The sequence below is a fragment of the Pseudomonas triclosanedens genome (assembly GCF_026686735.1).
Classification (GTDB): Bacteria; Pseudomonadota; Gammaproteobacteria; order Pseudomonadales; family Pseudomonadaceae; genus Pseudomonas; species Pseudomonas triclosanedens.
Genome location: NZ_CP113432.1, coordinates 4,628,719 through 4,654,873 on the forward strand (window position 1 = coordinate 4,628,719; position 26,155 = coordinate 4,654,873).

Here is a 26,155-nt window from a genome sequence, read left to right on the forward strand (position 1 = left end):
TGTCCTCCTCAGGCGTGCCGGCGCTGGCGGCGCCAGAGCCACAGGGCCAGAACAGCGACCGTCAGCAGCACCGGGACCAGGGCGATATTGATGACTTTCAGACGCGTGCCGAGGGCATCGATATCGGCATTGAGCTGGAACTGCACGTCGCGCAATTCCTTGCGGATGCGCACGCGCTCCTGGACGAACTGCTGCACAGCCTGCTGCTGTTCGGGCGTGAGCTCCGTGACCTTGCTCGGATCCTGGTTCTGCAACGCCGCCAGCTTCTGTTCAGTTTGCGCCAGGCGCTGCTTGAGCACGTCCTCCTTCTCGCGGAAGCGCGACTCGGCCTGGCGTTGCAGCTCATCCACCACGGTGAAAGGCCGGCTGAAGCGGCCACGGGAACGCACGCTGATCAGGGCGTCGGAGCCAGCCAGATTATCCAGGGTGTTGATCACGAAGTTGGCATTGTCTGCCCAGGGTTGCGGCAGGCGCTGGCCGAAGAAGTCCTGAACCTGTACCCACATGCGATCGGTGAGCAGGTCGGTATCGGCGACGGCGATCACATTGATGTTCTGCGCACTCCTCAAGCCATCCCTGATGCCTTCGATACCCTGCGGAAACGCGCTGCTGGCCGGGCCCTGGATACGTGCGGCGAGGGTGTAACGCTCGCCACTGGGCTTGAGCTCGCGCATCAGCATGCCCGGCTCCAGCAGCGTGGCGAAGCGCCGGGCCTCGAATGGCATGGCGATGGTCGAGCTTTGCAGCAGCGGAGTGAAGCGAGTCGTTGCTCCCGCCAGCGGCTTGAGAATGCCAGCGGTAGCCAGGGTGATACTGCTCAGGCCGGCGGTGGTCACATCATCCGGGTCCAGCGCACGCTGGTCCAGGTTGAGCCAGGCGGGATGGTGCGCCGCACGTTGCCCCTGACCCATGCTGATATTCATGGCGTAGGTGCCGTCGCCCAGCACCTGCCCGGGCAGCAACTCGACGCCCCATGCCTTGAACAGCGGCTCCAGGTCGGAAGCCGGCTCGCCGCCACCGTCCAGCGCAGCCATCGGCGATGCCTGGTCGGCTTCGCTGTAGGGATCGACGAACACCAGCAGCTTGCCGCCGCGCAGCACGAACTGGTCGATGGCGTACAGCGTCGGCTGTGGCAGGTGCTTGGGGTGTACCAGCATCAGCACACTGACGTCATCGGGAATCCGGTCGACATCCTGCTTCAGGCTCTTAAGGTCGAACTGCTGACGCACTTCCTCCAGCAGCATCCAGGGCGAGGTCGGCTGCTGGGTCTGCATGTCGAAACCGCCGTTCATGTTCAGCGTGCTGATCAGGCCGACCACTGGCCGCCTGGGTTGCGCCAGCCCCTGGATCAGGCGGCTGACGTCATATTCGAGGAACTGTTCCTGGTCAGGCTGGAAGAACGGGATCACCTGCACGTCGTCCAGCGCGTTGGTACCGGCGAGGCCGAAGTACAGCGAGTCGCCACCGCCCGGCAGCGGTACGCCCTGCAGGCCGAACTCGGTAGCCTTGTCCTCGTCCTCGGAGAACGGCTGCGGGTCGATCAGGTGCAGGCGGATCTTGCCGCCGGCCTGGCGCTCGTAGGCCCGCAGCAACTCTTCGACGCGCTTGGCATAGTTGCGCAGCGGTACCAGGTCGCGGCTGCCCTTGTCGGAGTAGAAGAAGTACAGGTTCACCGGTTCTTCCAGGGCGCCGAGGATCTGCTTGGTGCCGCTGGAAATGGTGTAGAGCTTCTGCTGGGTCAGGTCCAGTCGCGCGCTGGTGAACAGCAGGCTGGAGACCATGTTGAAGGCCAGGAACAGCAGCGCGATCACCGCGAGTCCGGCCCCGGAATACATCACCTTTTTCATCTGGGCGTCCTCAGTCGGCTTTCTTCAGGTCGACCACCACAGCGGTGGCGGCCAGCCAGGCGGTGATCAGGCTGGCGAAATAGAGCAGATCGCGCAGGTCGATCACACCCTTGCTGATGGCGTCGAAGCGCGTCAGGAAGCTCATCGAAGCCACCGCATCCAGCAGCCATTGCGGCGCCCAGGCACTGAACAGATCCAGCACCAGCGGGAAGCCGCTAGCGATGAACACGAAGCACACCGCTACCGCGAGGATGAAGGCGATCACCTGGTTCTTCGCCAGCGCCGACATGCACGAACCGATGGCCAGGTACGCGCCAGCCAGCAGCCAACTGCCCAGGTAACCGGCGAGGATGGCGCCGTTGTCCGGCTCGCCCAGATAGTTGACGGTGATGACCATCGGGAAGGTCAGCAGCAATGCCAGCCCAGCGAAAGCCCACGCAGCGAAGAACTTGCCGGTGACCGCTTCGGCACGGGTGATCGGCAGGGTCATCAGCAACTCGATGGTCCCGGATTTGCGCTCCTCCGCCCACAGGCGCATGGCGATGGCCGGGATGAGGAACAGGTAGAGCCACGGATGGAAGTTGAAGAAGGCGTTCAGATCGGCCTGGTTACGCTCGTAGAAGCTGCCCAGATAGAAGGTGAAGACTCCCGACAGCACCAGGAAGATCACGATGAACACGTAGGCCAGCGGCGTGGCGAAATAGCTCGCCAGTTCGCGCCTGAAGATGACTGGCAACTGCGTCATGCCGCTTCTCCCCGTGTCAGGCTGCGGAACACCTCGTCGAGGCGGCCGCGCTCGACATCCAGCTCGCGGACGCGCCAGCCGCGCTCCGCGATCAGCGCGTTGACCTGCGGGAAGATCACCTGCCCCGGCTGCGCCAGTACGGTGAGGCTGCCGTCCCCGGCGTTCTGCTCGACATCCGCCACTCCCGGCAGCGCCGCCAGCGCTGCGCGGTCGAGCTCGCCCTCGGCCACCAGTGTCACCGCCTGGTGATAGCGCGAGCGGCTTTCCAGCTCCAGCGGCGTGCCGTCGGCCACCAGGCGGCCGTTGGCAATCACTACCGCGCGGGTGCAGACCGCCGCGACCTCTTCAAGGATGTGCGTGGAAATGATGATGATGCGCTCGTGGGCAAGGCTGCGGATCAGCTCGCGCACCTGATGCTTCTGGTTCGGATCAAGGCCGTCGGTGGGCTCGTCGAGAATCAGCACCCGCGGATCGTGGAGGATCGCCTGAGCCACGCCGACGCGGCGCTTGAAGCCCTTGGAAAGGGTTTCGATGGACTGCTCGCCCACGCGCTCAAGCTCCAGTTGCTCGACCACCCGGCCGACCCGCTCGCGCTTCTGCGCGCCACGGAAACCGCGGATCTCGGCGATGAATTCGAGGAATGCACGCACCGTCATGTCGCCATAGCACGGCGCGCCTTCTGGCAGATAGCCGATCTGCCGCTGCGCCTTGAGCGTCTGGCGGAGGATGTCATGGCCGAGGATGCTCGCGGTGCCGGACGTCGGCGCGAGGAAGCCGGTGAGCATCTTCATGGTGGTGGACTTGCCGGCGCCGTTGGGGCCAAGAAAACCCAGCACCTCCCCCTGCGCCACGCTGAACGACAGGTCATCGACGGCGGTTTGCTGGCCGAAGCGTTTTGTGAGTCTTGTTATTTCGATCATGGTCTCTCACCGTGCGCCCGTCCCGGGAACTCGGAAACGCTGGAGTGAGACGGGCTCTCCAAATGGCCGGGGGACTATAGGAAGGCCAGGCGGGGCAATGCAAGGCAGCGTGCCTTACGAAAAATTACAGGGCACGTGGGAAACCTCGGGGAACGGCCACCCGGCGGGCGGCCGCCGGCATCAGGGACTGACCTGGTAGCCGCGCCCCTGCAGGCAACTGCTGTAAGCGCTACTGGTAGCAGAACTCTGCGCATTACGGTCGCTGCGGCGATCCTGGCGACGATCCTGGCGCTGGCGCATGCCACCCACCGCCGCACCGGCGGCCGCGACTTCTCCGGCGCGATTCTGCCGATACTGCTGCTTGGTATCGTCGCTGACGCGGTCATACACCTCGTCATGTTGCCGTCCACGCACCTCGGCGGCCACCGCGCCGGCGGCGGCGCCCTTCGCCGCGCCGCGTACGCGTCCGCCCACATGTGGGTCGGAACTGGCCGCGCTGCTTCCGGCACTGGCAGCGACACCGTTGCAGTAGTCCATGTCCTGCTGCATCTGCTGGCTGCCCTGGCCATTGAGCGGAACCACCGATTGAGCCTGGACTGGCACCGTCACCAGCAGCGCCAGCAGGCATCCGAGCATCGATCTGTGCATCGCTCCACCTCCGTCGATGGAACCCCCATGAATGGCAGGATAGTCCCGCCTGCCGCAATGCCCGCCCGGCGCCGACCAAACGACCGCGCTTTGCCGCCTGCCGCCCGATCCGGCACACTATCGGACCTGAGCAATCGCTCGTTTTACTTCTGCCAGTTATAGGGCCTGTATGCCTCGTTACCCGTTCCGCCGCTTCGGTTTCGGTGCCCTGCGCCGCCTGCTGTACCTCTGGGTGCGCTCGGAAACCATCAACCAGTCGGCCTTCAGCCTGAAGATCGACCGCAGCAAACCGGTCCTCTACGTTCTGCAGCAGCCCTCGGTGAGCGACCTGGCGGTCGTCGACACCGAATGCCGCAAGGCCGGCCTGCCCCGGCCGGTGATGCCGGTCGCCGTGGGCGAATCCATCGAGCCCTCGGCCTTCTTCTACCTGACGCCGGAGCCCGACTGGCTCGGCCGCCAGGACAAACGCGGCGCGCCGCCGGCGTTGGTGCGCATGCTCGGCGCCATTGGCCAGAACGGTATCGACGACGCGCAGATCGTCCCGGTCAGCGTGTTCTGGGGCCAGTCGCCCGATAGCGAGAAGAGCGCCTGGAAACTGCTGTTCGCCGACAACTGGGCAGTGACTGGCCGCCTGCGCAAGCTGGCGCGCATCCTGATTCTCGGCCGCAAGACCCGCGTGCAGTTCTCCGCGCCGATCCACCTGCGCGAGCTGGTCGAACAGGGCAAGGGCCACGAGCGTACCCAGCGCATGGTGCAGCGCATCCTGCGCGTGCACTTCCGCAACCAGAAGACCGCGGTGATCGGTCCCGACCTTTCCCACCGCCGTACCCTCGTCAAGGGCCTGCTACGCGCCCCGCTGGTGCGCCAGGCGATTCAGGAGGAGTGCGATACTCAGAAGATTTCCCAGGAGAAGGCCGAAGCCGCCGCCCTGCGCTATGCCAACGAGATCGCCGCCGACGTTTCCTACCCGGTGATCCGCTTCCTCGAAGTGACCCTGACCTGGTTCTGGAACAAGCTCTACGAGGGCGTTAAGGTCAATCATATCGAGCGCGTGCAGGAAGTCGCCCAGGGCCATGAGATCGTCTATGTGCCCTGCCATCGCAGCCACATCGACTACCTCCTGCTGTCTTACCTGCTGTTCCGCAACGGCCTGACGCCACCGCACATCGCCGCCGGCATCAACCTCAACATGCCCGTGGTCGGCTCCATCCTGCGGCGTGGCGGTGCCTTCTTCATGCGCCGCAGCTTCAAGGGCAACCAGCTCTACACCGCAGTGTTCAACGAATACCTGCACACCCTGTTCAGCCGTGGTTTCTCCACCGAGTACTTCGTCGAGGGCGGGCGCTCGCGCACCGGCCGGATGCTGCACCCACGCACCGGCATGCTGGCGATCACTCTGCGCAGCTTCCTGCGCGACTCGCGCCGGCCCATTGTCTTCGTACCCGTGTACATCGGCTACGAGCGCGTACTCGAAGGCCGCACCTACCTGGGCGAACTGCGCGGCGCGGAGAAGAAAAAAGAGTCGATCTTCGACATCTTCAAGGTCATCGGCGCGCTGAAACAGCGCTTTGGCCAGGTCTGGGTGAACTTCGGCGAACCGATCCACCTCGACCGTTTCCTCGACCAGCAGCAGCCAGAATGGCGCCAGCAGGAACTCGGCCCGGAGTACCGTCCGGCATGGCTGTCGGACACCACCAACCTGCTGGCCCGCGACGTCGCCCGTCACCTCAACGACGCCGCCGCCATCAACCCGGTGAACCTGGTGGCCCTGGCACTGCTCTCCACCACGCGCCTGGCGCTGGACGAGACCGCGCTGGCGCGGCTGATCGACCTCTACCTGGACCTGCTGCGCAAGGTGCCCTACTCGCCCAGCGCGACCCTGCCCGACGGTGATGGCCAGCAGCAGATCGAATACGTGAAGAGCATGAACCTGCTCAGCGAGCAGAAGGACGCCCTTGGCCGCATCTGTTATCTCGACGAACAGAACGCGGTGCTGATGACCTACTACCGCAACAACGTGCTGCACATCTTCGCCCTGCCGGCACTGCTCGCGAGCTTCTTCCAGAGCAACTCGCGGATCAGCCGCGAACAGTTGTTGCGCTACACCCGCGCGCTGTATCCGTACCTGCAGGCCGAACTGTTCATTCGCTGGAACCTGGACGAGCTGGACGCGGTGGTCGATCAGTGGCTCGACGCCCTGGTGGAGCGCGAACTGCTCAAGCGCGAAAACGATACCTATGTGCGCCCGGCTCCCAGCTCCCGCCAGTACGTGCTGCTGACCCTGCTGGCCCGCTCCATCGCCCAGACCCTGCAGCGCTTCTACATGGCCATCGCCCTGCTGCTCAATGCCGGCCAGAAGCAGCTCACCGCCGAGGAGTTGGAGAACCTCTGTACTGTCATGGCCCAGCGCGTGTCGATCCTGCATGGGTTGAACGCGCCGGAGTTCTTCGACAAGAGCCTGTTCCGCCACTTCATCCAGACCCTGCTGGAGGAGCGCGTGCTGCGCAAGGACGAGCATGGCAAGCTGAGCTACCACGAACTGCTCGGCGAGCTGGCCGAAGGCGCCGCGAAGCGTGTGCTGCCTGCTGAAATCCGGCTGTCGATCCGCCAGGTGGCGCTGGAGCGCCCGAACCAGGAAGAACCCGCTCCCCCCGAAGCGCCGCCAGCCACCAAGGGCTAGCGCGCCCGTCGGCGAAGAACGCCGAATACTTGACGCACCCTGCCGTGATCGATAGTTTTCTGACACATCATCCATCGATCGCGGCCAGGGATGCTCCCGTGTTCAACAGGATTCTGCTCGTCTGCGTCGGCAACATCTGCCGAAGCCCCACCGCCGAACACCTGCTGCGCGAAGCCCTGCAGGACAGCGGCATCGCCGTATCCTCGGCCGGCCTCGGCGCATTGGTAGGCCATCCCATCGATAGCACCGCGCTGGCCATTCTCGGCCGCCACGGCCAGCGCCCACAGCCACACCATGCCCGCCAACTGACCGCCGAACAGGTCCACGACGCCAACCTCGTGCTGGTGATGGAGCAGGCCCAGCTCCAGGAGGTCATCCGCCTGGCCCCCGAAGCGCGGGGCAAGACCTTCCTGCTCGGCAAGTGGCTGCATGACATGGAAATCCCCGACCCTTACCGCCAGGGCCCGGAAGCCTTCGAGCGCACCTTCGGGCTGATCGAGCAGGCGGTCTCCAGTTGGGCCGACCGCCTGCGCCCGCGCAGGCAACAGGCGTCCGGCTAGCCGCGCTACATTCACAGGGCCAGGCACGGTTGACTGGTCGCCACCCGGTGCATGAAGTTCCAGGAGTCCACTGCGGTCCATGAAAATCCAGCACACCACCGAGTCCTTTGGCAGCCCTGGCCCGGCCAGTCACCGTCCGCCGGCGAGCGAGGCCGGGGCCGCCCAGGCGGACGGCGCCGCCAGCGCTGCGCGCACGCTGCGGGTACTGCATGTCGCCGAGACCATCAAGGGCGGCGTCGCCACCTACCTGGAAACATTGGACAAGACATCGCACCACGAAAACCGATTCCTGATTCCCGGCGGCCAGGTCGAGTGCACGGCCATTGCCCCGGCGAAACTGCTGACCTTCAAGGGTAACGGCAGGCTCAGCCGCGCCATACACCTCTTCAAGGCCCTGCACGAGAGCCTGCGGCGGGATCGCTACGACCTGCTGCACCTGCACAGCTCGCTGGCCGGCTACGTCTACACAGCCCGCCGACTGATGCTGCTGCCGTCTCCGCCGGCGGTGTACTGCGCCCACGGCTGGTCGTTCCTGCGTGAAACCTCACGCCTCGAACACTGGCTGTGCCGCGCCCTGGACTACCTCACCGGGAGGCTGTCAGGTGGAATCATCCACATCTCCGGCACCGAACAGGAGCGCGCGGCGTTCATCCCCAACGCCAACCAGGCCATCGTCTACAACCCTATCGATCCCCACTACATCGCAGCGCCGCCAGCCACCGCCGAACGCCCCGCCAACAGCGTATTGTTCGTGGGCCGCCTGGACTACCAGAAGGGGTTCGACGTGCTTTATCGCGCCTTCCTCGATCCGGCGCTGAAAGATTGCCAACTCCTGGTAGCGGGCTCGTCGGTGCTGGCCGACTCGACCTACGCCGAAACCGCCAACATCCGCTTCCTCGGCTGGCAGAACCAACAGAGCCTGTTCGAGCTCTACGGCCGCGCCGCGCTGACCATCATGCCGTCGCGCTGGGAAGGCTTCGGGCTGGTGGCGATCGAGTCGCTGGCCAGGGGAACGCCGGTGCTGGTGAACCGTACCGGCTCGCTGCCGGAAATCGTCGCCCCCGTTGGGCTGGTCGCCGACCTGTCCTCGCCGGAGAAAATCGTCGAGCAGGTTCGCAACGCGCTCGGCATGCCGGCCCGCCACACGCCCGAGGCGCTGCACGAGTTTGTCCGCGAGCGCTTCGCACCGGATCGCTTCGCCCGCGACCTGTCGGCGTTCTACAACCGCACACTGAACCTTTGCGAGCATCGCGCTGAGGCCCGGCCAAGCCGCTGACGATTGTTGCAACAGTTAATCCCGACCGGGATCAGCACGGCTGCAACTATCCTTGGGCATGCTTGTCATACCCCGCCTGTTTCCAAGGCGAACCGTTCCAAGGAGAGTTCCACTCGATGAAAGCCCTTCCCCTCCTCATGATGGCCGGCCTGCTCGCCGCCTGCAGCTCCACACCGCCGGCCGGCAAGGCCGCGCTGGATGGCGAAGTGTTCTACCTGCAGCGCATCGCGCTGCCACCGAGCGCGCAAGTCACCGTCAGCCTGCAGGATGTTTCCCTGGCCGATGCCCCCTCGCAGGAGCTGGCCCGGCAGACGCTGGAGTCGGGTCGCCAGGTGCCGCTGGCCTTCCATCTGGAGTACGACCGCGCCCAGGTCAAGCCGGGCCACAGCTACGCCGTCAGCGCGCGCGTCGAAGACAATGGCCGCCTGCTGTTCATCAGCACCGAGCGCCACAGCGTGAAACTCGACGGCAGCGACCCGCAGCCGCTGCGCGTTCGCGTCGACCCGGTGCGCTGATTGACCGCGCCGCCGGGTTTTCCCCGGCGGCCCTGGTCCGTTAATCTCCCCGTTCCATTCTCCACCACGGCGAACGATCCGCTCGCCGCGCCCCGTTCAAGGAAGTTTCGATGTTGCGAATTCCCGCTCTGCTGGCTGGCGTCCTGCTGTCGGCCAACGCCTTCGCCCTGTCCCTCTCCGACCTTAGCCAGAGCGACGCCACCGGCGGCGTGAAGGACGCGCTGACCCAGGGCGCCCAGATCGCCGTCCGCCAGCTCAGCCAGCCCGGTGGCTTCAGCGATGACCCGCAGGTGCGTATCGAGCTGCCGGGCAAGTTGGGCAAAGCCGCCAAGACCATGAAGCAGTTCGGCATGGGCGCACAGGTCGACCAGCTCGAAGCGAGCATGAACAAGGCCGCCGAAGCTGCGATGCCGCAGGCCCAGGCACTGCTGGTGGATGCAGTGAAGAAAATGACCGTGAAGGATGCCAAGGGCATCCTGCAGGGCGGCAACGACGCCGCGACCGAATACCTCGACCGCAGCAGCCGCGAGCAACTGCGCGCCAAGTTCCTGCCGATCATCAAGCAGGCCACCGACCAGGTCGGCCTGGCCAAGCAGTACAACGCCTTCGCCAGCCAGGCGGCGGCGTTCGGCGTGGTCGACGCGAAGAGCGCCAACGTCGAGGGCTATGTGACCGAACAGGCGCTGGACGGACTGTTCAAAGTGATCGGCGAGCAGGAAAAGAACATCCGCCAGAACCCGACCGCCGCGGCTACCGGCCTGGCGAAGAAGGTGTTCGGGGTGCTCTGAGCCCAGCGGCACAGCGACATGAAAAAGCCCGGCATCTGCCGGGCTTTTTCATGGGCGGGGGCATGCTCGCATGGGCACGTCTGAACTCAGGCTTCGACTCCGATGTGCGTTGCTTTCGCAGGCGGACTCAGGCGCGATGCTCCTGCGCCATCGAGCCCTCGCCCGCTGTCAGACTTCCTTCTTCACCCGGAACCACGCCGCGTACAGCGCCGGCAGGAACAGCAGGGTCAGCGCCGTAGCGACGATCAGGCCACCCATGATCGCCACCGCCATCGGCCCGAAGAACACGCTGCGCGACAGCGGAATCATCGCCAGCACCGCCGCCAGTGCGGTGAGCACGATCGGACGGAAACGCCGTACCGTCGCCTCGATGATCGCATGCCAGGTATCCAGGCCGTGGGCGCGGTCCTGTTCGATCTGGTCTACCAGGATCACCGAGTTGCGCATGATCATCCCCGCCAACGCGATGGTGCCGAGCATCGCCACGAAGCCGAAGGGCTTCTGGAAGATCAGCAGGAACAGCGTCACCCCGATCAGCCCCAGCGGCGCGGTGAGGAACACCATCGTCATCCGCGAGAAGCTGCGCAGCTGGATCATCAGCAGGCTGAGCACGACCACGATGAACAGCGGAATCCCCGCATTCACCGAGTTCTGGCCCTTGGCCGAATCCTCCACCGTGCCGCCGACTTCCAGCAGGTAGCCGTCGGGCAGCTCGGCGCGAATCGGATCGAGGGTCGGCGAGATCTGCTTCACCAGGGTGGCCGGCAGCGAGTCGTCGTAGATGTCTGCGCGCACGGTCACGGTTGGCAGACGGTTGCGCCGCCAGATGATGCCTTCCTCGAAGCCGTATTCCAGGGTCGCCACCTGCGACAGCGCCACGCTGCGTCCGCTGCTGGTCTGCATAGACAGGCTGGGCAGTTGCGAAAGGTCGTGACGGCCACGCTCATCGCCGCGCAGGAGGATTTCGATCAGCTCGTTGTCCTCGCGGTAGTAGCTCACAGTCGAGCCGGTCAGCGAGCTCTGCAGGAACTGCGAGATATCCGCCGTGCTCACGCCGAGGGCGCGGGCGCGCTCTTGGTCGATGTCGAGGAAGATCGCCTTGCTCGGCTCCTCCCAGTCCAGGTGCACGTTCACCACATGGGGGTTCTCGCGCATCTTGTCGGCGACCTTGCGCGCCAGCGCGCGGACTTCCGGGATGTGCTCGCCGGAGACGCGGAACTGCACCGGGTACCCCACCGGCGGACCGTTCTCCAGACGGCTGATGCGGGTGCGCAACGTCGGGAAGTCTTCGTTCATGTGCTTGATCAGCCACTGCCGAACTTCCTCGCGCGACTCCAGGCTTTTCGCCAGGACCACGAACTGCGCGAAGCTCGCCGCCGGCAGTTGCTGGTCCAGCGGCAGATAGAAGCGCGGCGAACCGGTGCCGACGTAGGCCACGTAGTTGTCGATGCCCGGATGCTCGGCAAGCATTTTCTCCAGGCGGTTGACCTGCTCGGTGGTGGCGGTGAGCGAGTCGCCCTCGGCCAGCTTGAGGTCGACCAGCAGCTCCAGGCGCGCCGACGGCGGGAAGAACTGCTGCGGCACCAGGCGGAACAGCATGATCGAGGCGATGAACGCCAGCACGGTGAGCGTGATCACCGTCTTGCGGTAGCGCACGCACCACTCCACCAGGCTACGGAAGCGCTGGTAGAACGGCGTCGAATACGGGTCGTGCCCCGTGCCGCTGCCACCGTGCTTCTCGGCGTGGCGCTTGGCCAGGTCGGGCAACAGCTTCGCGCCGAGGTAGGGGACGAACACCACAGCGGCGATCCACGACACCAGCAAGGCGATGGTCACCACCTGGAACAACGAGCGGGTGTATTCGCCAGTGCCGGACTGCGCGGTGGCGATTGGCAGGAAACCGGCGGCGGTGACCAGCGTGCCGGTGAGCATCGGGAACGCCGTGCTGGTCCAGGCGAAACTTGCCGCCTTCAGGCGGTCGTAGCCCTGCTCCATCTTCACCGCCATCATTTCCACGGCGATGATCGCATCGTCCACCAATAACCCCAGCGCCAGCACCAGGGCGCCAAGGGAAATCTTGTGCAGGCCGATGCCAAAGTAGTACATGCAGGCGAAAGTCATCGCCAGCACCAGCGGAATCGACAGCGCCACCACCAGGCCGGTGCGCAGGCCGAGAGAGAAGAAGCTCACCAGCAGGACGATGACCAGTGCCTCGGCCAGCACGCGGACGAACTCGCCCACGCCTTCGCGTACCGCCGCCGGCTGGTCGGAAACCTTGCGCAACTCCATGCCTGCCGGCAGGGTCTGCTGCAGACGCTCGAACTCGCCGTCCAGCGCCTTGCCCAGTACCAGGATGTCGCCGCCGTCCTTCATGGCCACGGCGATGCCGATGGCGTTCTCGCTCATGAAGCGCATGCGTGGTGCCGGCGGTTCATTGAAGCCGCGGTGCACGTCGGCCACGTCACCGATGCGGAAGGTGCGGTCGCCCACGCGGATCGGGAAGGAGCGGATGTCCTCGACCGAATCGAAACGCCCGGAAACCCGTAGCTGCACGCGGTCGGTCGCAGTCTCGAAGAAGCCGGTGGCGGTCACCGCGTTCTGTTCTTCCAGTGCTTTCTGCACCGCCGCCAGCGGCAGGCCGAGAGTCGCCAGCTTGGTGTTGGACAGGTCGATCCAGATTTTCTCGTCCTGCAGGCCGATCAGCTCGACCTTGCCGACATCCTTGATCCGCTGCAGTTGCAGTTGCAGGCGGTCGGCGTAGTCCTTGAGCACCGCATAGTCGAAGCCCTTGCCTGACAGCGCGTAGATGTTGCCGAAGGTGGTGCCGAACTCATCGTTGAAGAACGGCCCCTGGATACCCTGCGGCAGCGTATAGCGGATATCGCTGACCTTCTTGCGGATCTGGTACCAGAGCTCGGGGATGTCGCGGGAATGGAAATCCTCGCGGGCCACGAAGGTCACCTGGGATTCCCCCGGACGGGAGAAGGAGATGATGCGGTCGAAGTCGCCGGTCTCCATCAGCTTCTTCTCGATGCGCTCGGTGACCTGCCTGGAAACCTCCTCGGCGGTTGCGCCCGGCCAGTTGGTCTTCACCACCATCGCCTTGAAGGTGAACGGCGGGTCTTCGCTCTGCCCCAGCTTGGTATAGGACAGTGCGCCGACGATACCCAGCAGCAACATGAGGTACAGGACGATTGCGCGGTTCTGCAACGCCCAGGCGGAGAGGTTGAATTGCATCGGGCGTTACTCCTTCGCCACCAGCTTGACCGAACGGTTTTCCCGATCGACCGGGCGCACCTCCTGCCCTTCACGCAGTACCTGCACGCCAGCAGCCACTACCCAGTCGTCACTCTTCAGCCCTTCGAGCACCGGCACGCGGTCCTCCGCGTAGGGCCCGATGCGCACCGGGCGGCGCTGCAGGGTGGAACTCTTCGGGTCGACCACCCAGACGAAGGGCTGGCCACCCTCCGCAGTCAGCGCGGCAAGCGGCACCGCGAGCGGCACCGAGCCCTCGGCATGGATGTAGACCCGCGCACTCTGGCCCAGCTCGGCGGGCACCTTGGCGTCGTCGAACGCTACCCGCGCGGCGAACGTGCGCGACTGCGGATCGGCCGCCGGCGACAGCTCGCGAATCTTGCCGCTGAAGCGCTTGTCGCGCTGCGACCATAGCTCGACACTCACCGCTTCGCCGACACGGAAACGATCGATGGCATGTTCGGGGAAGCTGATCAGCACCTCGCGGTCGCCGTCGACGGCCAGAGTGAAGACGGTCTGGCCGGCGGCGACCACCTGGCCGACTTCCACCCGGCGGGTGGCGATCACACCGTCCTGGGGCGCACGCAGCACCGCATAGTCCGCCTGGTTGCGGGCCACGTCGTACTCGGCGCGAATCTGTTTCACTCGCGCCTCGCCGGCGCGGTAGGTGTTCTCGATGTTGTCGAACTGCGACTGGCTGACCAGTTGGCGTTCGAGCAGCGTCTTGTAGCGGGTGTATTCGGAGCGAACGGTCTGCAGGTTGGCTTCGGCGGCGGCCACCTGGGCGCGCGTGGCTTCCAGTTGCAGGCGCACATCCTCGGGGTCCAGCTCTGCCAGAGGCTGGTCCTTCTTCACGCGCTCGCCGACTTCAACCAGACGCTTGCTGACCTTGCCGCCGATGCGGAACGCCAGTTCAGGCTCGTGGCGAGCATGCACTTCGCCCGGATAGGCCTCGGTGACATCCCGCGCCGGTAGCGGCTGGACCACCATCGCAGGGCGTATCGCCGGCCTGGGCGGTTCGCCGGAGCCGCAGGCAGCGAGAGAAAGGGAAAGGACAGCAGGAAGCGCGACAGACAGAGCATGGCGGAACATGATGTGTGACCTTTCGCAAAGCGCGGTTGAATTCTTATACTCTGCGGTATAGTAAAAATACAAAACCCATCAGTCCAGTATTTGAATTGTAAAATCATGTCGCCATCGTCCTCTTCCAATGGACCGGGTCGCCCGAAGGACCCGGCCAAGCGCCAGGCCATCCTGGAAGCCGCCAAGGAACTGTTCGTCCGCAACGGTTACGACGGCAGCAGCATGGAAGCCATCGCCGCCGAAGCCGGCGTATCGAAGCTCACGGTGTACAGCCACTTCACCGACAAGGAGACGCTGTTCGCCGAGGCCGTGCAGGCCAAGTGCGCCGAACGCATGCCGGAGCTGTTCGCCGAGCCACCGGCCGACGCGCCGCTGGAAATCCTGCTGCTGAACCTGGCGCGCGGCTTCAACCAATTGATCAACAGCCCCGAGGCCATCGCCCTGAGCCGATTGATGGTCGCCCAGGGCGGGCAGAACCCGCACCTCTCGCAACTGTTCTTCGAAGCCGGCCCGCAACGCGTGCTGGACCAGATGGAACGGCTGCTGGAGCAAGCCCGCCAGCAGGGCAAATTGCAGATGGACTGCCCGCGCCGCGCCGCCGAGCACTTCCTCATGCTGGTACAGGGCTGCGTGCACTTCCGGCTGATGATCGGCTGCGACGTGCCGCAAGACGAAGTGGTGAGCGAACGCCACGTGGAAGAAGTGGTGGCGCTGTTCCTCAAGGCATTCCGCCCCTGACCGTGCGGTGGGAAGGGGTTCGCCTGGAGCTGCCCGTCTGGCGGGGTACGCTGCGAGGCTGAACTAGCCCTTCAGGCTTTTCAGCGGATAGATGTCATAGCGGCTGGACTTGCCTTCCAGGCTATAGCTCGGCTTCTGCCCTTCGATGATCGGCGCCTTGCGCGGGCGCTTGACCACCACACGATGGCTGGCCAGTTTCAGCGCCGCTTCCAGCAACGCGGGCGCGTCCATGTCATCGCCCACCAGTGGACGGAACAGGCGCATTTCCTTCTTCACCAGCGCACTCTTGTCGCGATGCGGGAACATCGGGTCGAGGTAAATCACCTGGGGCGCGTCACCTGCCCACGCGCGCATCAGCTCGATGGCATTGCCCTGCCGCAGGCGCATCCGCGCGACGATGGTGCCGACTTCGAAATCCCCCGCAGCGCGTCTCAGGCCGTCTTCCAGCAGCGCGGCGATGATCGCCTGGCGCTCGATCAGTTGCATCTCGCAGCCCAGAGTCGCCAGCACGAACGCATCGCGCCCCAGGCCCGCCGTGGCATCCAGCACCTGCGGGCGAACACCGGACTGCACACCAACCGCCTTGGCGATCATCTGCCCGCTGCCACCGCCGAACTGCCGGCGATGGGCCGTGGCGCCTTCGAGGAAGTCCACCCGTACCGGACCGGGTGAGTCCGGCCCCAACTGCAGCAACTGCAGGCCGTGCTCGCCCAGTTGCAGGGCGAAGTCAGCATCTCCCTCTCCCTCTCCCAGCTCCAGCCCCAGGCGCTGCGCCCACTGTTCGGCGCCAGCCTGCCAGGCGGGCTGCAGCGCCTGGACCACGATACGCGGCGGAGTCGAAGAGTCAGTCATGGCGGCAGATCCTGGAAAAAACCGCGATTCTAGCGCAGCCCGCCGGGTATCGGCTGAATGGCGGTGGTGCCGGATCAGCGCCGGAACAACTGGTTGATCCGGTCGAACGGAATCGCCTCGCCCATTGGCCGCAGGTCGCCGCTGCCGGCCAACGCCTGGGCGGCGTGGAAGAATGCGCCGTAGGCCACCCGGGCAAGGGCCGAGCCGACGCTGACGCGCTTCACGCCCAGCTCCGCCAGTTGTACGAGATCCAGCTCCAGCGCCGGCGAACCCACCAGCACATTCACCGGACGCGGCGCCACGGCGGCGACCACCGCGGCGATCTCCGCGCGGGTCTTCAGGCCCGGCGCGTAAAGAACGTCGGCGCCAGCCTCGGCGAATGCCACCAGGCGGCGAATGGTGTCATCGAGGTCGACACGACCATGCAGGAAATTCTCCGCACGCGCCGCCAGGGTGAATGGGAACGGCAATTGGCGCGCCGCCTCCACTGCGGCGCTGATCCGCTCCACCGCCAGTTCCAGTGGATAGATCGGCGCATCCACGCGCCCGGTCGCATCCTCGATGGAGCCTCCGACCAGGCCGCACGCGGCGGCACGGCGAATGGTCTCCGCGCAATCCTCCGGCGTATCGCCATAGCCATTTTCCAGGTCGGCGGCCACCGGTAGCGGCGTCGCCTCGATGATCGCCTGTGCATTGGCCAGCGTTTCCTCGCGGCTCACCGCGCCTTCGGCATCGCGCCGGCCGAGGGAGAAGGCAAGCCCGGCGCTGGTACTGGCAAGCGCTTCGAAACCCAGGTGGGCGAGCATCCTGGCCGAACCGGCATCCCAGGGATTGGGCAGAACGAACAGACCGTCGCGGCGGTGCAGGTCGCGGAACGCTTCACCGCGTTGCTGTTGAGTCGTCATGGCGGTCTCCTTGCCGATCGGGGGAAGGAGCAGGTTAGTCCCACCGGCGCTCCCCCGCCATGCACCGCTGTCGGCTCACAGCAGGCCGAGCTGCTCCACTTCCGGCTTCGGTTCCAACAGCGCCTGCAGTCCTGGCAAGCGCTCGCGCAGCAAGGCGTGGAAGCGCCGCGCCTGCTCGGCGGCGCGCTGGTTGTCCGGCGTGTGCAGGAACACATAGGGCGTGAGGCCCTGTTCGATCCACTCGGCCACCTTGGCGACCCACGGCATGAGGAAGGTGGCATTGGCCTCCAGGTCTGGCCCGCCGATGAAGCGCACCTGCGGGCTGCCGCTGAATGCCGCCGGTCGCACCGGCACCTTGGGCTTCTTCGACTGGGCATGGAGTACGGCCGGATCGTCGGATTGCACGGCAAACAGCGCGCGCGAATCCAGGCAGATGCGCTCGACGCCACGGTCCAGCAACAGGCGGTTCAGCGCCCGCTCCTCGTCGCCCTTGGCGAAGAAGGCCGGGTGGCGGACTTCCACGGCGATGCGCCGTTCGGCGAAAGCATCCAGCCAGGCGGCCAGCTCGCCGAGGCGATCCGGGCCGAAGCCGGCGGAAACCTGCAGCCACAGCGGAGCCACGCGCGCGCCCAGCGGGCTCAGCAGGTCGAGGAAATCCCGGGTGGCCTCGAACTGGCCGCGCAGGTCGCCTTCATGGCTGATATCGCGCGGCAGCTTGGCGCAGAAGCGGAAGTTCTCCGGCATGGTCTGCGCCCAGCGCGCCAGTGTGTCGGCATTGGGGCGGGCATAGAAGGTGGTGTTGCCTTCGACGGCATTGAAGACCTGGGAGTAGAAACCCAGGGTATCGGCCGGGCGAAGGTCGGCGGGGTAGAACGTGCCACGCCAGGCAGGCTCGTTCCAGGAAGGACAGCCGAGGAAATACGGCAGCGACATCGGATCAGGCGTAGAGGTCGAGACCCAGGACTTCCTGGCCCTCGTACTGGCCGACCATACCGGCGGTGCTGGTGTAGCTGGCCAGCGCCTGGGCGGCGCGGGAACTCAGTGGGCGCTGGTACTCGAGGCTGGCGTCACGCAGGTTCGCAGGAACGCCGTAACTGCTGGCACCGGACGCTTCGACACGGCGCGCCTGTGGCTGGGACTCCAGCCCCTGGGTCGCCGAGGCCGGTGCGGGCTGCTCGCGGCGGGCTTCGACGTCGCGCTGCACGTCCCGATACGGCGTAACCGCAGTCCCCGTGCGGGTTCCGCGCTCTGGCGCCTGGGAGGTGGAGATGAGACCGTCGATACGCATGGCAAAAACTCGGTGGGAATGCCTGTAACTCTAGCGACCGGGCGCCGAGCCGGTCAATTGAGATGAGTCAGGCACCCTTGGGGGTCGCCACGTTGTCGCGCAGGTAAACCGGCTGGGCCTGCTCTGCGTCAACGGCATCTCCGCGCGCCCAGGCGAACTCGGCGAGCGTCAGCAGATCTTCGGCGTGGGGCAACAGGCTGGCATCGTGGGCAGCCACCTTTACCGCCAGGCGCGCTTCGAAACCCCAGCCAGTGCCGGAACCGAACCACTCGCCAGCGGCGTCGCTAGGCAGCTCCACGCGCTCCGGCGGCAGCACCGCTTCGGCGCTGGCCAGGCGCATCTCGCCCTGCTCCAGGCGATAGCAGCCCCAGTACACCTCATCCATGCGCGCATCGATGGCTGCGGCCACCTGGCTAGCGCCATGTTCGCGGTAAGCGCGCTGGGCCAGCACGGCCAGGTCGGAGATCGGCAATACCGGTTTCTGCAGCGCGAACGCCAAGCCCTGGACCACGCCAATGGCGATGCGCACGCCGGTGAACGCACCCGGGCCGCGACCGAAGGCAATGGCATCCAGCGCAGACAGCACGATGCCCGCCTCGCTGAGAACGTCCTGGACCATCGGCAGCAGGCGCTGGGCGTGCAGACGCGGGATCACCTCATGGCGGCTGTAGCGCCGACCGTCGTGCAACAGCGCGACGGAACAGGCTTCGGTGGAGGTATCCAGGGCCAGCAGCGTGGGCATGGGGCTAATCCAGGGTGATGAGAAAGGGCGGGCATTATAAACGCCAAAGGCCCGCATTGTGCGGGCCTTTGGCATTGCGCGGAGCAATCAGCTGAGGGCAGCGAGCACCTTGGAGGTGATCTGCTCCACCGAGCCGACACCTTCGACGCAGGTGTACTTCGGGGTGCCTTCGGCAGCGGCCAGCTTCTGGTAGAAGTCGACCAGCGGCTTTGTCTGCGAATGGTAGACCGAGAGGCGGTGACGCACGGTATCTTCCTTGTCGTCTTCGCGCTGGATCAGGTCTTCACCGGTCTCGTCGTCCTTGCCGGCCACTTTCGGCGGGTTGTGCTCGACGTGGTAGACACGGCCCGAGGCCGGGTGAACGCGGCGGCCGGCGATGCGGCTGACGATTTCCTCGTCATCCACTGCGATCTCGACGACGTTGTCGATGGTGACACCGGCCTCCTTCATGGCTTCGGCCTGCGGAATGGTGCGCGGGAAGCCGTCGAACAGGAAACCATTGGCGCAGTCGGGTTGAGCGATGCGCTCCTTGACCAGGTTGATGATCAGGTCATCGGATACAAGGCCACCTGCATCCATCACGCTCTTGGCCTTCAGGCCCAGCTCGGTGCCTGCCTTGACCGCCGCACGCAGCATGTCGCCGGTGGAGATCTGCGGAATGCCGAACTTCTCTGTGATGAAGCGAGCCTGGGTACCTTTGCCGGCACCGGGCGCCCCGAGCAGAATCACACGCATCGATATGCTCCTTAATACTTGTTAAGCGAAATCACGGATCCGCCTCGTGGGGCCAATCTCATCATGCTTGGAATGGCGCAGACCTGCGCCGAAAGGGTGTCCAAGATACACAGCGGCCCCACACCACACAAGACGCGGTTGGCGACCGCAAGGGCCGATCGCTGGAGGTCGAATCTCCCACGATCAGCCCTCAAAGGTAATACCATTCCACCACCGTGCAATCCGCCATTGGTGGGGGTGGCGGCGCCTCAGCCGGTATTGCGAAGCCCCGCCGCGATACCCGCCACCGTAACCAGCATGGCCTGTTCCAGACCGCCGCAGGCTTCTCCGGTGCAGCGTCGGGAGCGTGCCAGCAATTCGGCCTGGAGCAGATGCAGCGGATCGAGATAGGTGTTGCGCACGCCAATCGACTCGCGGGTTTCCGCAGCGTGACCGAGAAGCTGGGACTGGCCGGTCAATCCGAGCACCACGCGCACCGACTGCGACAATAGGTCGCGTAAATATGCACCTAATGGTCGCAGTTCCGATTGCACCAGGCGCTCGTCATATAGCTGGGCAATTTCCCGGTCGGCCTTGGCCAGAACCATTTCCAGCATGTCGATGCGAGTGGTGAAGAACGGCCACTCCTTGCGCATGCGCCCCAGTAACGCCCCCTCGCCACGTTCGATGGCGTTGAGCAGCGCACTCTCCCATCCCAGCCAGGCCGGCAGCATCAGGCGAGTCTGGGTCCAGGCGAAAATCCACGGAATCGCCCGCAGGCTCTCCACCCCGCCCTCGCGACGCTTGGCAGGACGGCTGCCCAGCGGCAGGCGGCCCAGCTCCTGCTCCGGCGTGGCCTCGCGGAAGTAAGCGACAAACTGTGGATTATCCCGCACCACGGCCCGGTAGGCCGCCAGGCCATCGGCAGCCAGGCGGTCCATTTCCTCGCGCCAGGCCGTTTCCGGTACGGGCGGCGGCTGCAGGGTGGCCTCCAGCACGGCGGCCAGGTAGAGGTTGAGATTCTGCTCGGCGATACCCGGAAGGCCGAACTTGAAGCGGATCATCTCGCCCTGCTCGGTGGTGCGGAAGCGCCCCGCCACCGAGCCCGGCGGTTGCGACAGGATCGCCGCATGGGCAGGGCCGCCGCCCCGGCCAACAGTGCCGCCGCGACCGTGGAACAGCAGCAGTTCGACACCGTGCTGGCGGCAGATTTCCACCAGCGCCTCCTGCGCCCGGTACTGCGCCCAGGCCGCCGCAAGCGTGCCGGCGTCCTTGGCCGAGTCGGAGTAGCCGATCATCACTTCCTGCGGGCCGGCCAGGCCGGTGCGGTAGCTGTCCAGGCTGAGCAGGCGGTCGATGCAGGGGCCGGCGTTGTCCAGGTCGTCCAGCGTCTCGAACAGCGGCACCACACGCATCGGCCGCTGCAGACCGCTTTCCTTGAGCAGCAACTGCACCGCTAGCACATCCGAAGGCTGCCCTGCCATCGAGATCACGTAGGAGCCCAGCGACGCAGCCGGAGCCTGCGCCACTACCCGGCAGGTTTCCAGTACCTCGGCGGTATCCGCCGTGGCCTGGAAGTTCGCCGGCAGCAATGGGCGGCGGCTGGCCAACTCTTCCAGGAGAAACTCCTGGCGCACGCTTTCATCCCATTGGGCGTAGTCGCCCAGCCCCAGGTACCCGGTGATTTCACTCATTGCCCGGGCATGCCGGCTGGAGTCCTGGCGCACATCCAGGCGCGCGAGAAACAGGCCGAAGGTGGCGGCGCGGCGCAACGTATCGAGGAGCGCGCCATCGGCGATCACTCCCATGCCGCACTCCACCAGGGAGCGATAGCAGAGCTGCAGGGGTTCGAGCAGTTCGCGGTTGTCCTGCAACACCTGCGCGCACGGTGCCTCGCCGCTCTGGATCGCCCGCTCGGCCCAGGCTCGCGTAGCCCGCAGGCGTTCGCGCAGTTGCTTGAGCAACGCCCGGTAGGGTTCGGCGACATCACCGGCCTGCGCGCGCAGCTCACCGCTGGCCTGCTGCATGGAAAGATCCGCCGCCAGGCTGTCGACGTCGCGCAGGTACAGGTCCGCCGCCATCCAGCGCGCCAGCAGCAGCACTTCGCGGGTGACTGCGGCGGTGACATTGGGATTGCCGTCGCGGTCGCCCCCCATCCAGGAAGCGAAGCGAATCGGTGCGGCGGACAGCGGCAGACGCTCGCCCAGCGTCTGCTGCAAGGTCGCATCGACATGCCGAAGGAACGCCGGCAGTGCCTGCCACAAGGAGTGTTCGATAACCGCAAAGCCCCACTTCGCCTCGTCCACCGGCGTCGGTCGGGTACGACGAATCTCATCGGTGTGCCACGCCTCGGCGACCAGACGCTTCAAGCGTTCCTGCACAGCCTCGCGCTCCTCGGGCAGCAGGTCGCTGTGATCACCGGCGGCCAGTTGCGCCGCCATCGCATCGTACTTCTGGATCAAGGTGCGGCGAGCTACTTCGGTCGGGTGCGCGGTAAGCACCAGCTCGATCTCCAGCTCCGCCACCTGACGCGCGAGCCCCTCGGCGCTCAGGCCGGACTTGCGCAGGCGGCTGAGCAACTCGCCGAGCACGCGGTTCTCGAAGGCCTCCGCCTCGTTCGGCTTGCGCCGGCGGATGCGATGGTATTGCTCGGCAATGTTGGCCAGGTTGAGGAACTGGTTGAACGCCCGCGCAACCGGCAGCAGCTCGTCCTCGCCCAGCGCGTCCAGCGTTGCCGTCAGTTGCCGGGCACCGTCCGCCGACCCTCGCCGCGCCGCCTTGGCTCCGGTACGGATCAGCTCGATCTTGTCGAGAAAGCCCTGGCCGTACTGGTCGCGGATGGTCTGCCCGAGCAACTCGCCCAACTGGTGAACGTCCTCGCGCAGGCGCGCGTCGATATCCGGCATGACGGAGTCTCCTAGCTAGAGAGTTCTACAGTGCCGCCGGCGGCCACGGCTGACAAGCGCGCGACGAACGCCAGCATTGCAGCTCCGACAGCGTCTAGGCTCAAAGATATCCCGAAGGTATCGGGAAAACCGGCAGGCGCTCCCACGAGGGGCGCCCCACCAGCCCGCTACGGGCAGGCCAACGAGGTGATCATGAAAATCCGCGATCTGGTACGCCATTGGGAGCAAAGCGCCAGGGGGCGCATGACCAGCCACCATTACAGCATCCCGCTGGATGTGGAGACCGCTGCACGGCTGGCGGCGCTGCACGACATGTATCCCAAGCGCAGCGTCGAGGAGATACTGGGGGAACTGGTCGGTTCGGCGCTGGAGGAACTCGAAGCGAGCTTCCCCTACGTGAAGGGCCAGAAGGTAGTGGCGCAGGATGAACAGGGCGACCCGATCTACGAGGACATCGGCCCTACGCCGCGCTTCCTGCAGCTATCGCGCAAGTACCTGCATGAGCTGACCGAAGCGGACGGGCAGAAGAGCCCCACATAGGCTGCAACCGGCGCCCGGCATTCGCCGATGCCCCATGCCCCGGCCCGGCGCCGGAACAGGCTCGCTCAGTGGCGGCCGTGCACCCCGGGAACATGCAGATGCCCGGCCTCGGCACAGGCTTCCGGAGTCACCGACGGCTCCGCCGGCTGCTCCAGTTCCCGCAGGATGCCGCAGTCCTCGCTGTTGCCCTCGCCACGGCAGCGGGCGCGCAGGTCGCGCAACTGCTGGCTGAGCGACTGCAACTCGGCGATGCGCACCTCGACATGATGCAGGTGTTCGTCGATCAGCCGGTTGGCGGTACCGCAGTCGGACTCCGGACGATCGCGCAGGCCGAGCAGGATGCGGATTTCCTCCTGGGTCATGTCCAACGACCGGCAATGACGGATGAACGACAGGCGCTCCACATGGGCCGCATCGTATTGCCGATAGTTGCCCTCGCTGCGCGACGGCTCCGGCAACAGTCCTTCGCGCTCGTAGTAGCGGATGGTTTCCACCGGGCAGCCGGTCAGCTTTGCCAGTTCACCGATCTTCATCTGCGCTCTCCTCGAAAGACAGGCTTGACTCTGTAGTTACTACAGGGTGTGCAATCAGCAGCAACTCGTCAAACAGGAACGGACGACATGACTGCCAATCGCCAGGGCCCGATCATCCACGGTCCCGTCCAGGACCAGGAACACAGCGCCGGCAGCGGCTGTGGCTGCGACAAAGACGCGCTGCTGCAAGCACCGGCCCGAGAGCATACCCATGAGCATGGTCACGACCATGACCATGACCATGACCATGACCATGACCATGACCACAGCAAGGATCGCAGCGCGCTGGCCCGTGACGCCGCCAGTGCGGCGAGCGGCGCGGCTGGCGGTGAACTGCGCTGGACCAGCCTGCGCATCGAAGCGATGGACTGCCCTACCGAAGAGCGCCTGTTGCGCGACGCCCTGGGTCGGGTCGCGGCGGTGGAAAATCTCGACTTCAACCTGATGCAGCGCCTGCTGCGCGTACAGCATCGCTTCGACAGCATCGATCCACTGCAGAAGCTGGTCGCCTCGCTGGGCATGCAGGCCGAGCCCATCGACGAAAGCACCCCGTCTAGCGCACCGCCCACCCAGCACAAGCCGTGGTGGCCGCTGGCGCTGGCGGGTGTCGCAGCGGCAGCCTCGGAGTTCTTCGAGTGGTTCGCCGTCGGCCCGCAGTGGCTGGTGGCTGCGTTGGCCATCGCGGCGATTCTCGGCGCTGGCCTGCCAACCTACAAGAAGGGCTGGATCGCGCTGAAGAATCGCAACCTCAACATCAACGCACTGATGAGCATCGCGGTGACCGGCGCCATGCTGATCGGCCAGTGGCCGGAGGCGGCGATGGTCGCCGTGCTGTTCGCGGTGGCCGAACTGATCGAGGCGAAATCCCTCGATCGCGCCCGCAACGCCATCCGCGGGTTGCTGCAACTGGCGCCTGAACTGGCGACCATACAGATCGACGGACAGTGGAGCGATGTGCCGGCAAAATCGGTGGCTCTGGATGCCCGCGTGCGCGTGCGTCCAGGCGAGCGCATCGCGCTGGACGGCGAAGTGCTGGATGGCCGCTCCAGCGTCAACCAGGCGCCCATCACCGGCGAGAGCCTGCCCGTGGAGAAACAGCCCGGCGACACATTGTTCGCCGGCACCATCAACGGCGAAGGTGCACTCGAATACCGCGTCACCCGCGTGGCGGACGACAGCACCCTGGCACGGATCATCCACGCCGTGGAGGAGGCCCAGGGCTCGAGGGCACCGACCCAGCGCTTCGTCGATCAGTTCTCGCGCATCTACACACCGGTAGTGTTCCTCATCGCCATCGCCACCGCCCTCCTGCCGCCGCTGTTCTTCGGTGGGGCCTGGCTGGATTGGATATACCGCGCGCTGGTGCTGCTGGTGATCGCCTGCCCCTGTGCGCTGGTGATATCCACACCGGTCACCATCGTCAGCGGGCTCTCGGCGGCGGCGCGCATGGGCATCCTGATCAAGGGCGGCGTGTTCCTCGAACTGGGGCGGTCGCTCGGCTGGATCGCCCTGGACAAGACCGGCACGCTGACCGAGGGCCGCCCACGCCAGACCGACTATGCCCCCCTGCGCGAGTTGCCCGGCGTCGACGTACGCACCCTCGCGGCAAGCCTGGCGGCACGCTCCGACCACCCCGTTTCGCAGGCGGTGGCCAGGGCGGCCGAAGCGGACAACCTGGCGCTATACGGCGTGGGTGAACTGACAGCCCTGCCTGGGCGCGGTGTGAAGGGCGAGATCGACGGACGCACCTATCACCTGGGCAACCACCGCCTGGTGGAAGAGCTGCAATTGTGCTCGAAGGAGCTGGAGGCACGCCTCGACGCCCTAGAACAGCAGGGCAAGACAGTCATCGTGCTGCTGGACGACGGCGGCGCGCTGGCACTCTTCGCGGTGGCCGACGCGGTCAAGGAAACCAGCCGCGAGGCCGTCGCCCAACTGCATGAGCTGGGCGTGAAGACGCTGATGCTGACCGGCGACAACCCGCACACCGCCGCCGCCATCGGTGCTCAGGTGGGCATCGATGCTGCACAGGGCAACCTGCTGCCGGAAGACAAGCTGCGCGAAGTGAAACAGCGCCAGGCTGGTGGCAGCCGCGTGGGCATGGTTGGCGACGGCATCAACGACGCCCCGGCCCTCGCCCGCGCGGACATCGGTTTTGCGATGGGCGCCGCCGGAACCGACACGGCCATCGAAACCGCTGGCGTGGCGCTGATGGACGACGACCTGCGCAAGCTGCCGTCGTTCATCCGCCTGTCGCGCCAGACTCACCGCGTGCTGATCCAGAACATCACACTCGCTCTGGGCATCAAGGCGGTGTTCCTCGCCCTGACGCTGGCCGGCGAAGGCACCCTGTGGATGGCGGTGTTCGCCGATATGGGCGCCAGCCTGCTGGTGGTATTCAACGGCCTGCGCCTGCTGCGTCATCAGGGCTGAGCTTCCTCGGCCTTACGCTCGCTCCTGCCTTTGGGCAGGAGCGAGGGGGACGCCATCGCTCCTACGAAGAGCACAACCTGTAGGGCGAATAACGCGCAGCGTTATCCGCCGCGGTGGGTATCGCTTCGCTCCACGCCATCCTGCGTTCGAGGGCCTTCGGCGCCGGCAGGAACGGCCGGCGTATCCC

General features: G+C 65.8%; 22 protein-coding genes. 8 read left to right on the forward strand and 14 right to left on the reverse strand.

Annotated elements, in window-relative coordinates; genetic code table 11:
* Positions 1–8: 8 nt before the first annotated feature.
* The 4 genes from OU419_RS21435 to OU419_RS21450 form a co-directional block, all read right to left on the reverse strand.
* A complete protein-coding gene (locus OU419_RS21435; RefSeq protein ID WP_254470736.1) occupies positions 9–1,847 on the reverse strand; it encodes a GldG family protein in 1,839 nt (612 codons plus the stop codon).
* Positions 1,848–1,857: 10 nt separating this feature from the next.
* Entirely contained in the window at positions 1,858–2,592 is a 735-nt protein-coding gene (locus OU419_RS21440) for an ABC transporter permease subunit (RefSeq protein WP_254470735.1), read from the reverse strand.
* Entirely contained in the window at positions 2,589–3,512 is a 924-nt protein-coding gene (locus OU419_RS21445) for an ABC transporter ATP-binding protein (protein ID WP_254470734.1), read from the reverse strand. The genes OU419_RS21440 and OU419_RS21445 overlap by 4 nt, the downstream gene beginning before the upstream one ends.
* A gap of 180 nt (positions 3,513–3,692) precedes the next feature.
* Positions 3,693–4,160, reverse strand: a complete 468-nt coding sequence (locus OU419_RS21450) for a YMGG-like glycine zipper-containing protein (RefSeq protein ID WP_254470733.1) — start codon at positions 4,158–4,160, stop codon at positions 3,693–3,695.
* Between the two features lie 169 nt (positions 4,161–4,329).
* Here OU419_RS21450 and plsB point away from each other — a divergent pair, with 169 nt between their 5' ends.
* The 5 genes from plsB (at position 4,330) to OU419_RS21475 (ending at position 9,979) form a co-directional block, all read left to right on the forward strand.
* Positions 4,330–6,840, forward strand: a complete 2,511-nt coding sequence (gene plsB, locus OU419_RS21455) for a glycerol-3-phosphate 1-O-acyltransferase PlsB (RefSeq protein ID WP_254470732.1) — start codon at positions 4,330–4,332, stop codon at positions 6,838–6,840.
* Between the two features lie 98 nt (positions 6,841–6,938).
* On the forward strand, positions 6,939–7,400 hold the full coding sequence (locus tag OU419_RS21460; RefSeq protein WP_254470731.1) for a low molecular weight protein-tyrosine-phosphatase: 462 nt from the start codon (positions 6,939–6,941) through the stop codon (positions 7,398–7,400).
* A 79-nt stretch (positions 7,401–7,479) separates the two neighbouring features.
* Entirely contained in the window at positions 7,480–8,676 is a 1,197-nt protein-coding gene (locus OU419_RS21465; protein WP_254470730.1) for a glycosyltransferase family 4 protein, read from the forward strand.
* 116 nt (positions 8,677–8,792) lie between these two features.
* Positions 8,793–9,191: a YbaY family lipoprotein gene (locus OU419_RS21470; RefSeq protein ID WP_254470729.1), complete on the forward strand. Its 399-nt coding sequence runs from the start codon at positions 8,793–8,795 to the stop codon at positions 9,189–9,191.
* 110 nt (positions 9,192–9,301) lie between these two features.
* The gene (locus OU419_RS21475) at positions 9,302–9,979 is read left to right on the forward strand and encodes a DUF4197 domain-containing protein (RefSeq protein WP_254470728.1); all 678 of its coding nucleotides are present in this window, start codon (positions 9,302–9,304) and stop codon (positions 9,977–9,979) included.
* 168 nt (positions 9,980–10,147) lie between these two features.
* On the opposite strand, the gene OU419_RS21480 is transcribed toward OU419_RS21475, so the two are convergent.
* Together OU419_RS21480 and OU419_RS21485 are read right to left on the reverse strand one after the other, a co-directional pair.
* Complete coding sequence (locus OU419_RS21480) at positions 10,148–13,216, reverse strand: efflux RND transporter permease subunit (RefSeq protein WP_254470727.1); 3,069 nt, start codon at positions 13,214–13,216, stop codon at positions 10,148–10,150.
* A gap of 6 nt (positions 13,217–13,222) precedes the next feature.
* A complete protein-coding gene (locus OU419_RS21485) occupies positions 13,223–14,326 on the reverse strand; it encodes an efflux RND transporter periplasmic adaptor subunit (RefSeq protein ID WP_254470726.1) in 1,104 nt (367 codons plus the stop codon).
* Positions 14,327–14,422: 96 nt separating this feature from the next.
* On the opposite strand from OU419_RS21485, the gene OU419_RS21490 reads away from it, so the two are divergent.
* Entirely contained in the window at positions 14,423–15,055 is a 633-nt protein-coding gene (locus OU419_RS21490; RefSeq protein ID WP_254470725.1) for a TetR/AcrR family transcriptional regulator, read from the forward strand.
* 63 nt (positions 15,056–15,118) lie between these two features.
* On the opposite strand, the gene OU419_RS21495 is transcribed toward OU419_RS21490, so the two are convergent.
* The 7 genes from OU419_RS21495 to ppc all read right to left on the reverse strand — a co-directional run bounded on the left by OU419_RS21495 (position 15,119) and on the right by ppc (position 22,462).
* Positions 15,119–15,907 (reverse strand): class I SAM-dependent methyltransferase, encoded by a 789-nt coding sequence (locus OU419_RS21495; RefSeq protein ID WP_254470724.1) that lies wholly within the window; start codon positions 15,905–15,907, stop codon positions 15,119–15,121.
* A gap of 74 nt (positions 15,908–15,981) precedes the next feature.
* Positions 15,982–16,812 (reverse strand): isocitrate lyase/PEP mutase family protein, encoded by an 831-nt coding sequence (locus OU419_RS21500; protein WP_254470723.1) that lies wholly within the window; start codon positions 16,810–16,812, stop codon positions 15,982–15,984.
* A 75-nt stretch (positions 16,813–16,887) separates the two neighbouring features.
* Positions 16,888–17,745 (reverse strand): DUF72 domain-containing protein, encoded by an 858-nt coding sequence (locus tag OU419_RS21505; RefSeq protein WP_254470722.1) that lies wholly within the window; start codon positions 17,743–17,745, stop codon positions 16,888–16,890.
* A gap of 4 nt (positions 17,746–17,749) precedes the next feature.
* Positions 17,750–18,100, reverse strand: a complete 351-nt coding sequence (locus OU419_RS21510) for a hypothetical protein (RefSeq protein ID WP_254470721.1) — start codon at positions 18,098–18,100, stop codon at positions 17,750–17,752.
* Positions 18,101–18,167: 67 nt separating this feature from the next.
* Positions 18,168–18,842 carry a tRNA (adenosine(37)-N6)-threonylcarbamoyltransferase complex dimerization subunit type 1 TsaB gene (gene tsaB, locus OU419_RS21515; protein WP_254470720.1) on the reverse strand — a complete coding sequence of 225 codons (675 nt, stop codon included), beginning with the start codon at positions 18,840–18,842 and terminating at the stop codon, positions 18,168–18,170.
* An 87-nt stretch (positions 18,843–18,929) separates the two neighbouring features.
* Positions 18,930–19,577, reverse strand: coding sequence for an adenylate kinase (adk, locus tag OU419_RS21520; RefSeq protein ID WP_254470719.1), 648 nt, complete (start codon positions 19,575–19,577; stop codon positions 18,930–18,932).
* A 248-nt stretch (positions 19,578–19,825) separates the two neighbouring features.
* Positions 19,826–22,462, reverse strand: a complete 2,637-nt coding sequence (gene ppc / locus OU419_RS21525; protein WP_254470718.1) for a phosphoenolpyruvate carboxylase — start codon at positions 22,460–22,462, stop codon at positions 19,826–19,828.
* A 192-nt stretch (positions 22,463–22,654) separates the two neighbouring features.
* Between ppc and OU419_RS21530 the strand changes: the two genes are divergently transcribed.
* On the forward strand, positions 22,655–23,002 hold the full coding sequence (locus tag OU419_RS21530) for a pilin assembly protein (RefSeq protein ID WP_254470717.1): 348 nt from the start codon (positions 22,655–22,657) through the stop codon (positions 23,000–23,002).
* Between the two features lie 65 nt (positions 23,003–23,067).
* Here the strand turns inward: OU419_RS21530 and cadR are convergent, their stop codons facing one another.
* Positions 23,068–23,535, reverse strand: a complete 468-nt coding sequence (cadR, locus tag OU419_RS21535; RefSeq protein ID WP_254470716.1) for a Cd(II)/Pb(II)-responsive transcriptional regulator — start codon at positions 23,533–23,535, stop codon at positions 23,068–23,070.
* 87 nt (positions 23,536–23,622) lie between these two features.
* Between cadR and OU419_RS21540 the strand changes: the two genes are divergently transcribed.
* Positions 23,623–25,968: a heavy metal translocating P-type ATPase gene (locus OU419_RS21540; RefSeq protein ID WP_254470715.1), complete on the forward strand. Its 2,346-nt coding sequence runs from the start codon at positions 23,623–23,625 to the stop codon at positions 25,966–25,968.
* Positions 25,969–26,155: the final 187 nt, after the last annotated feature.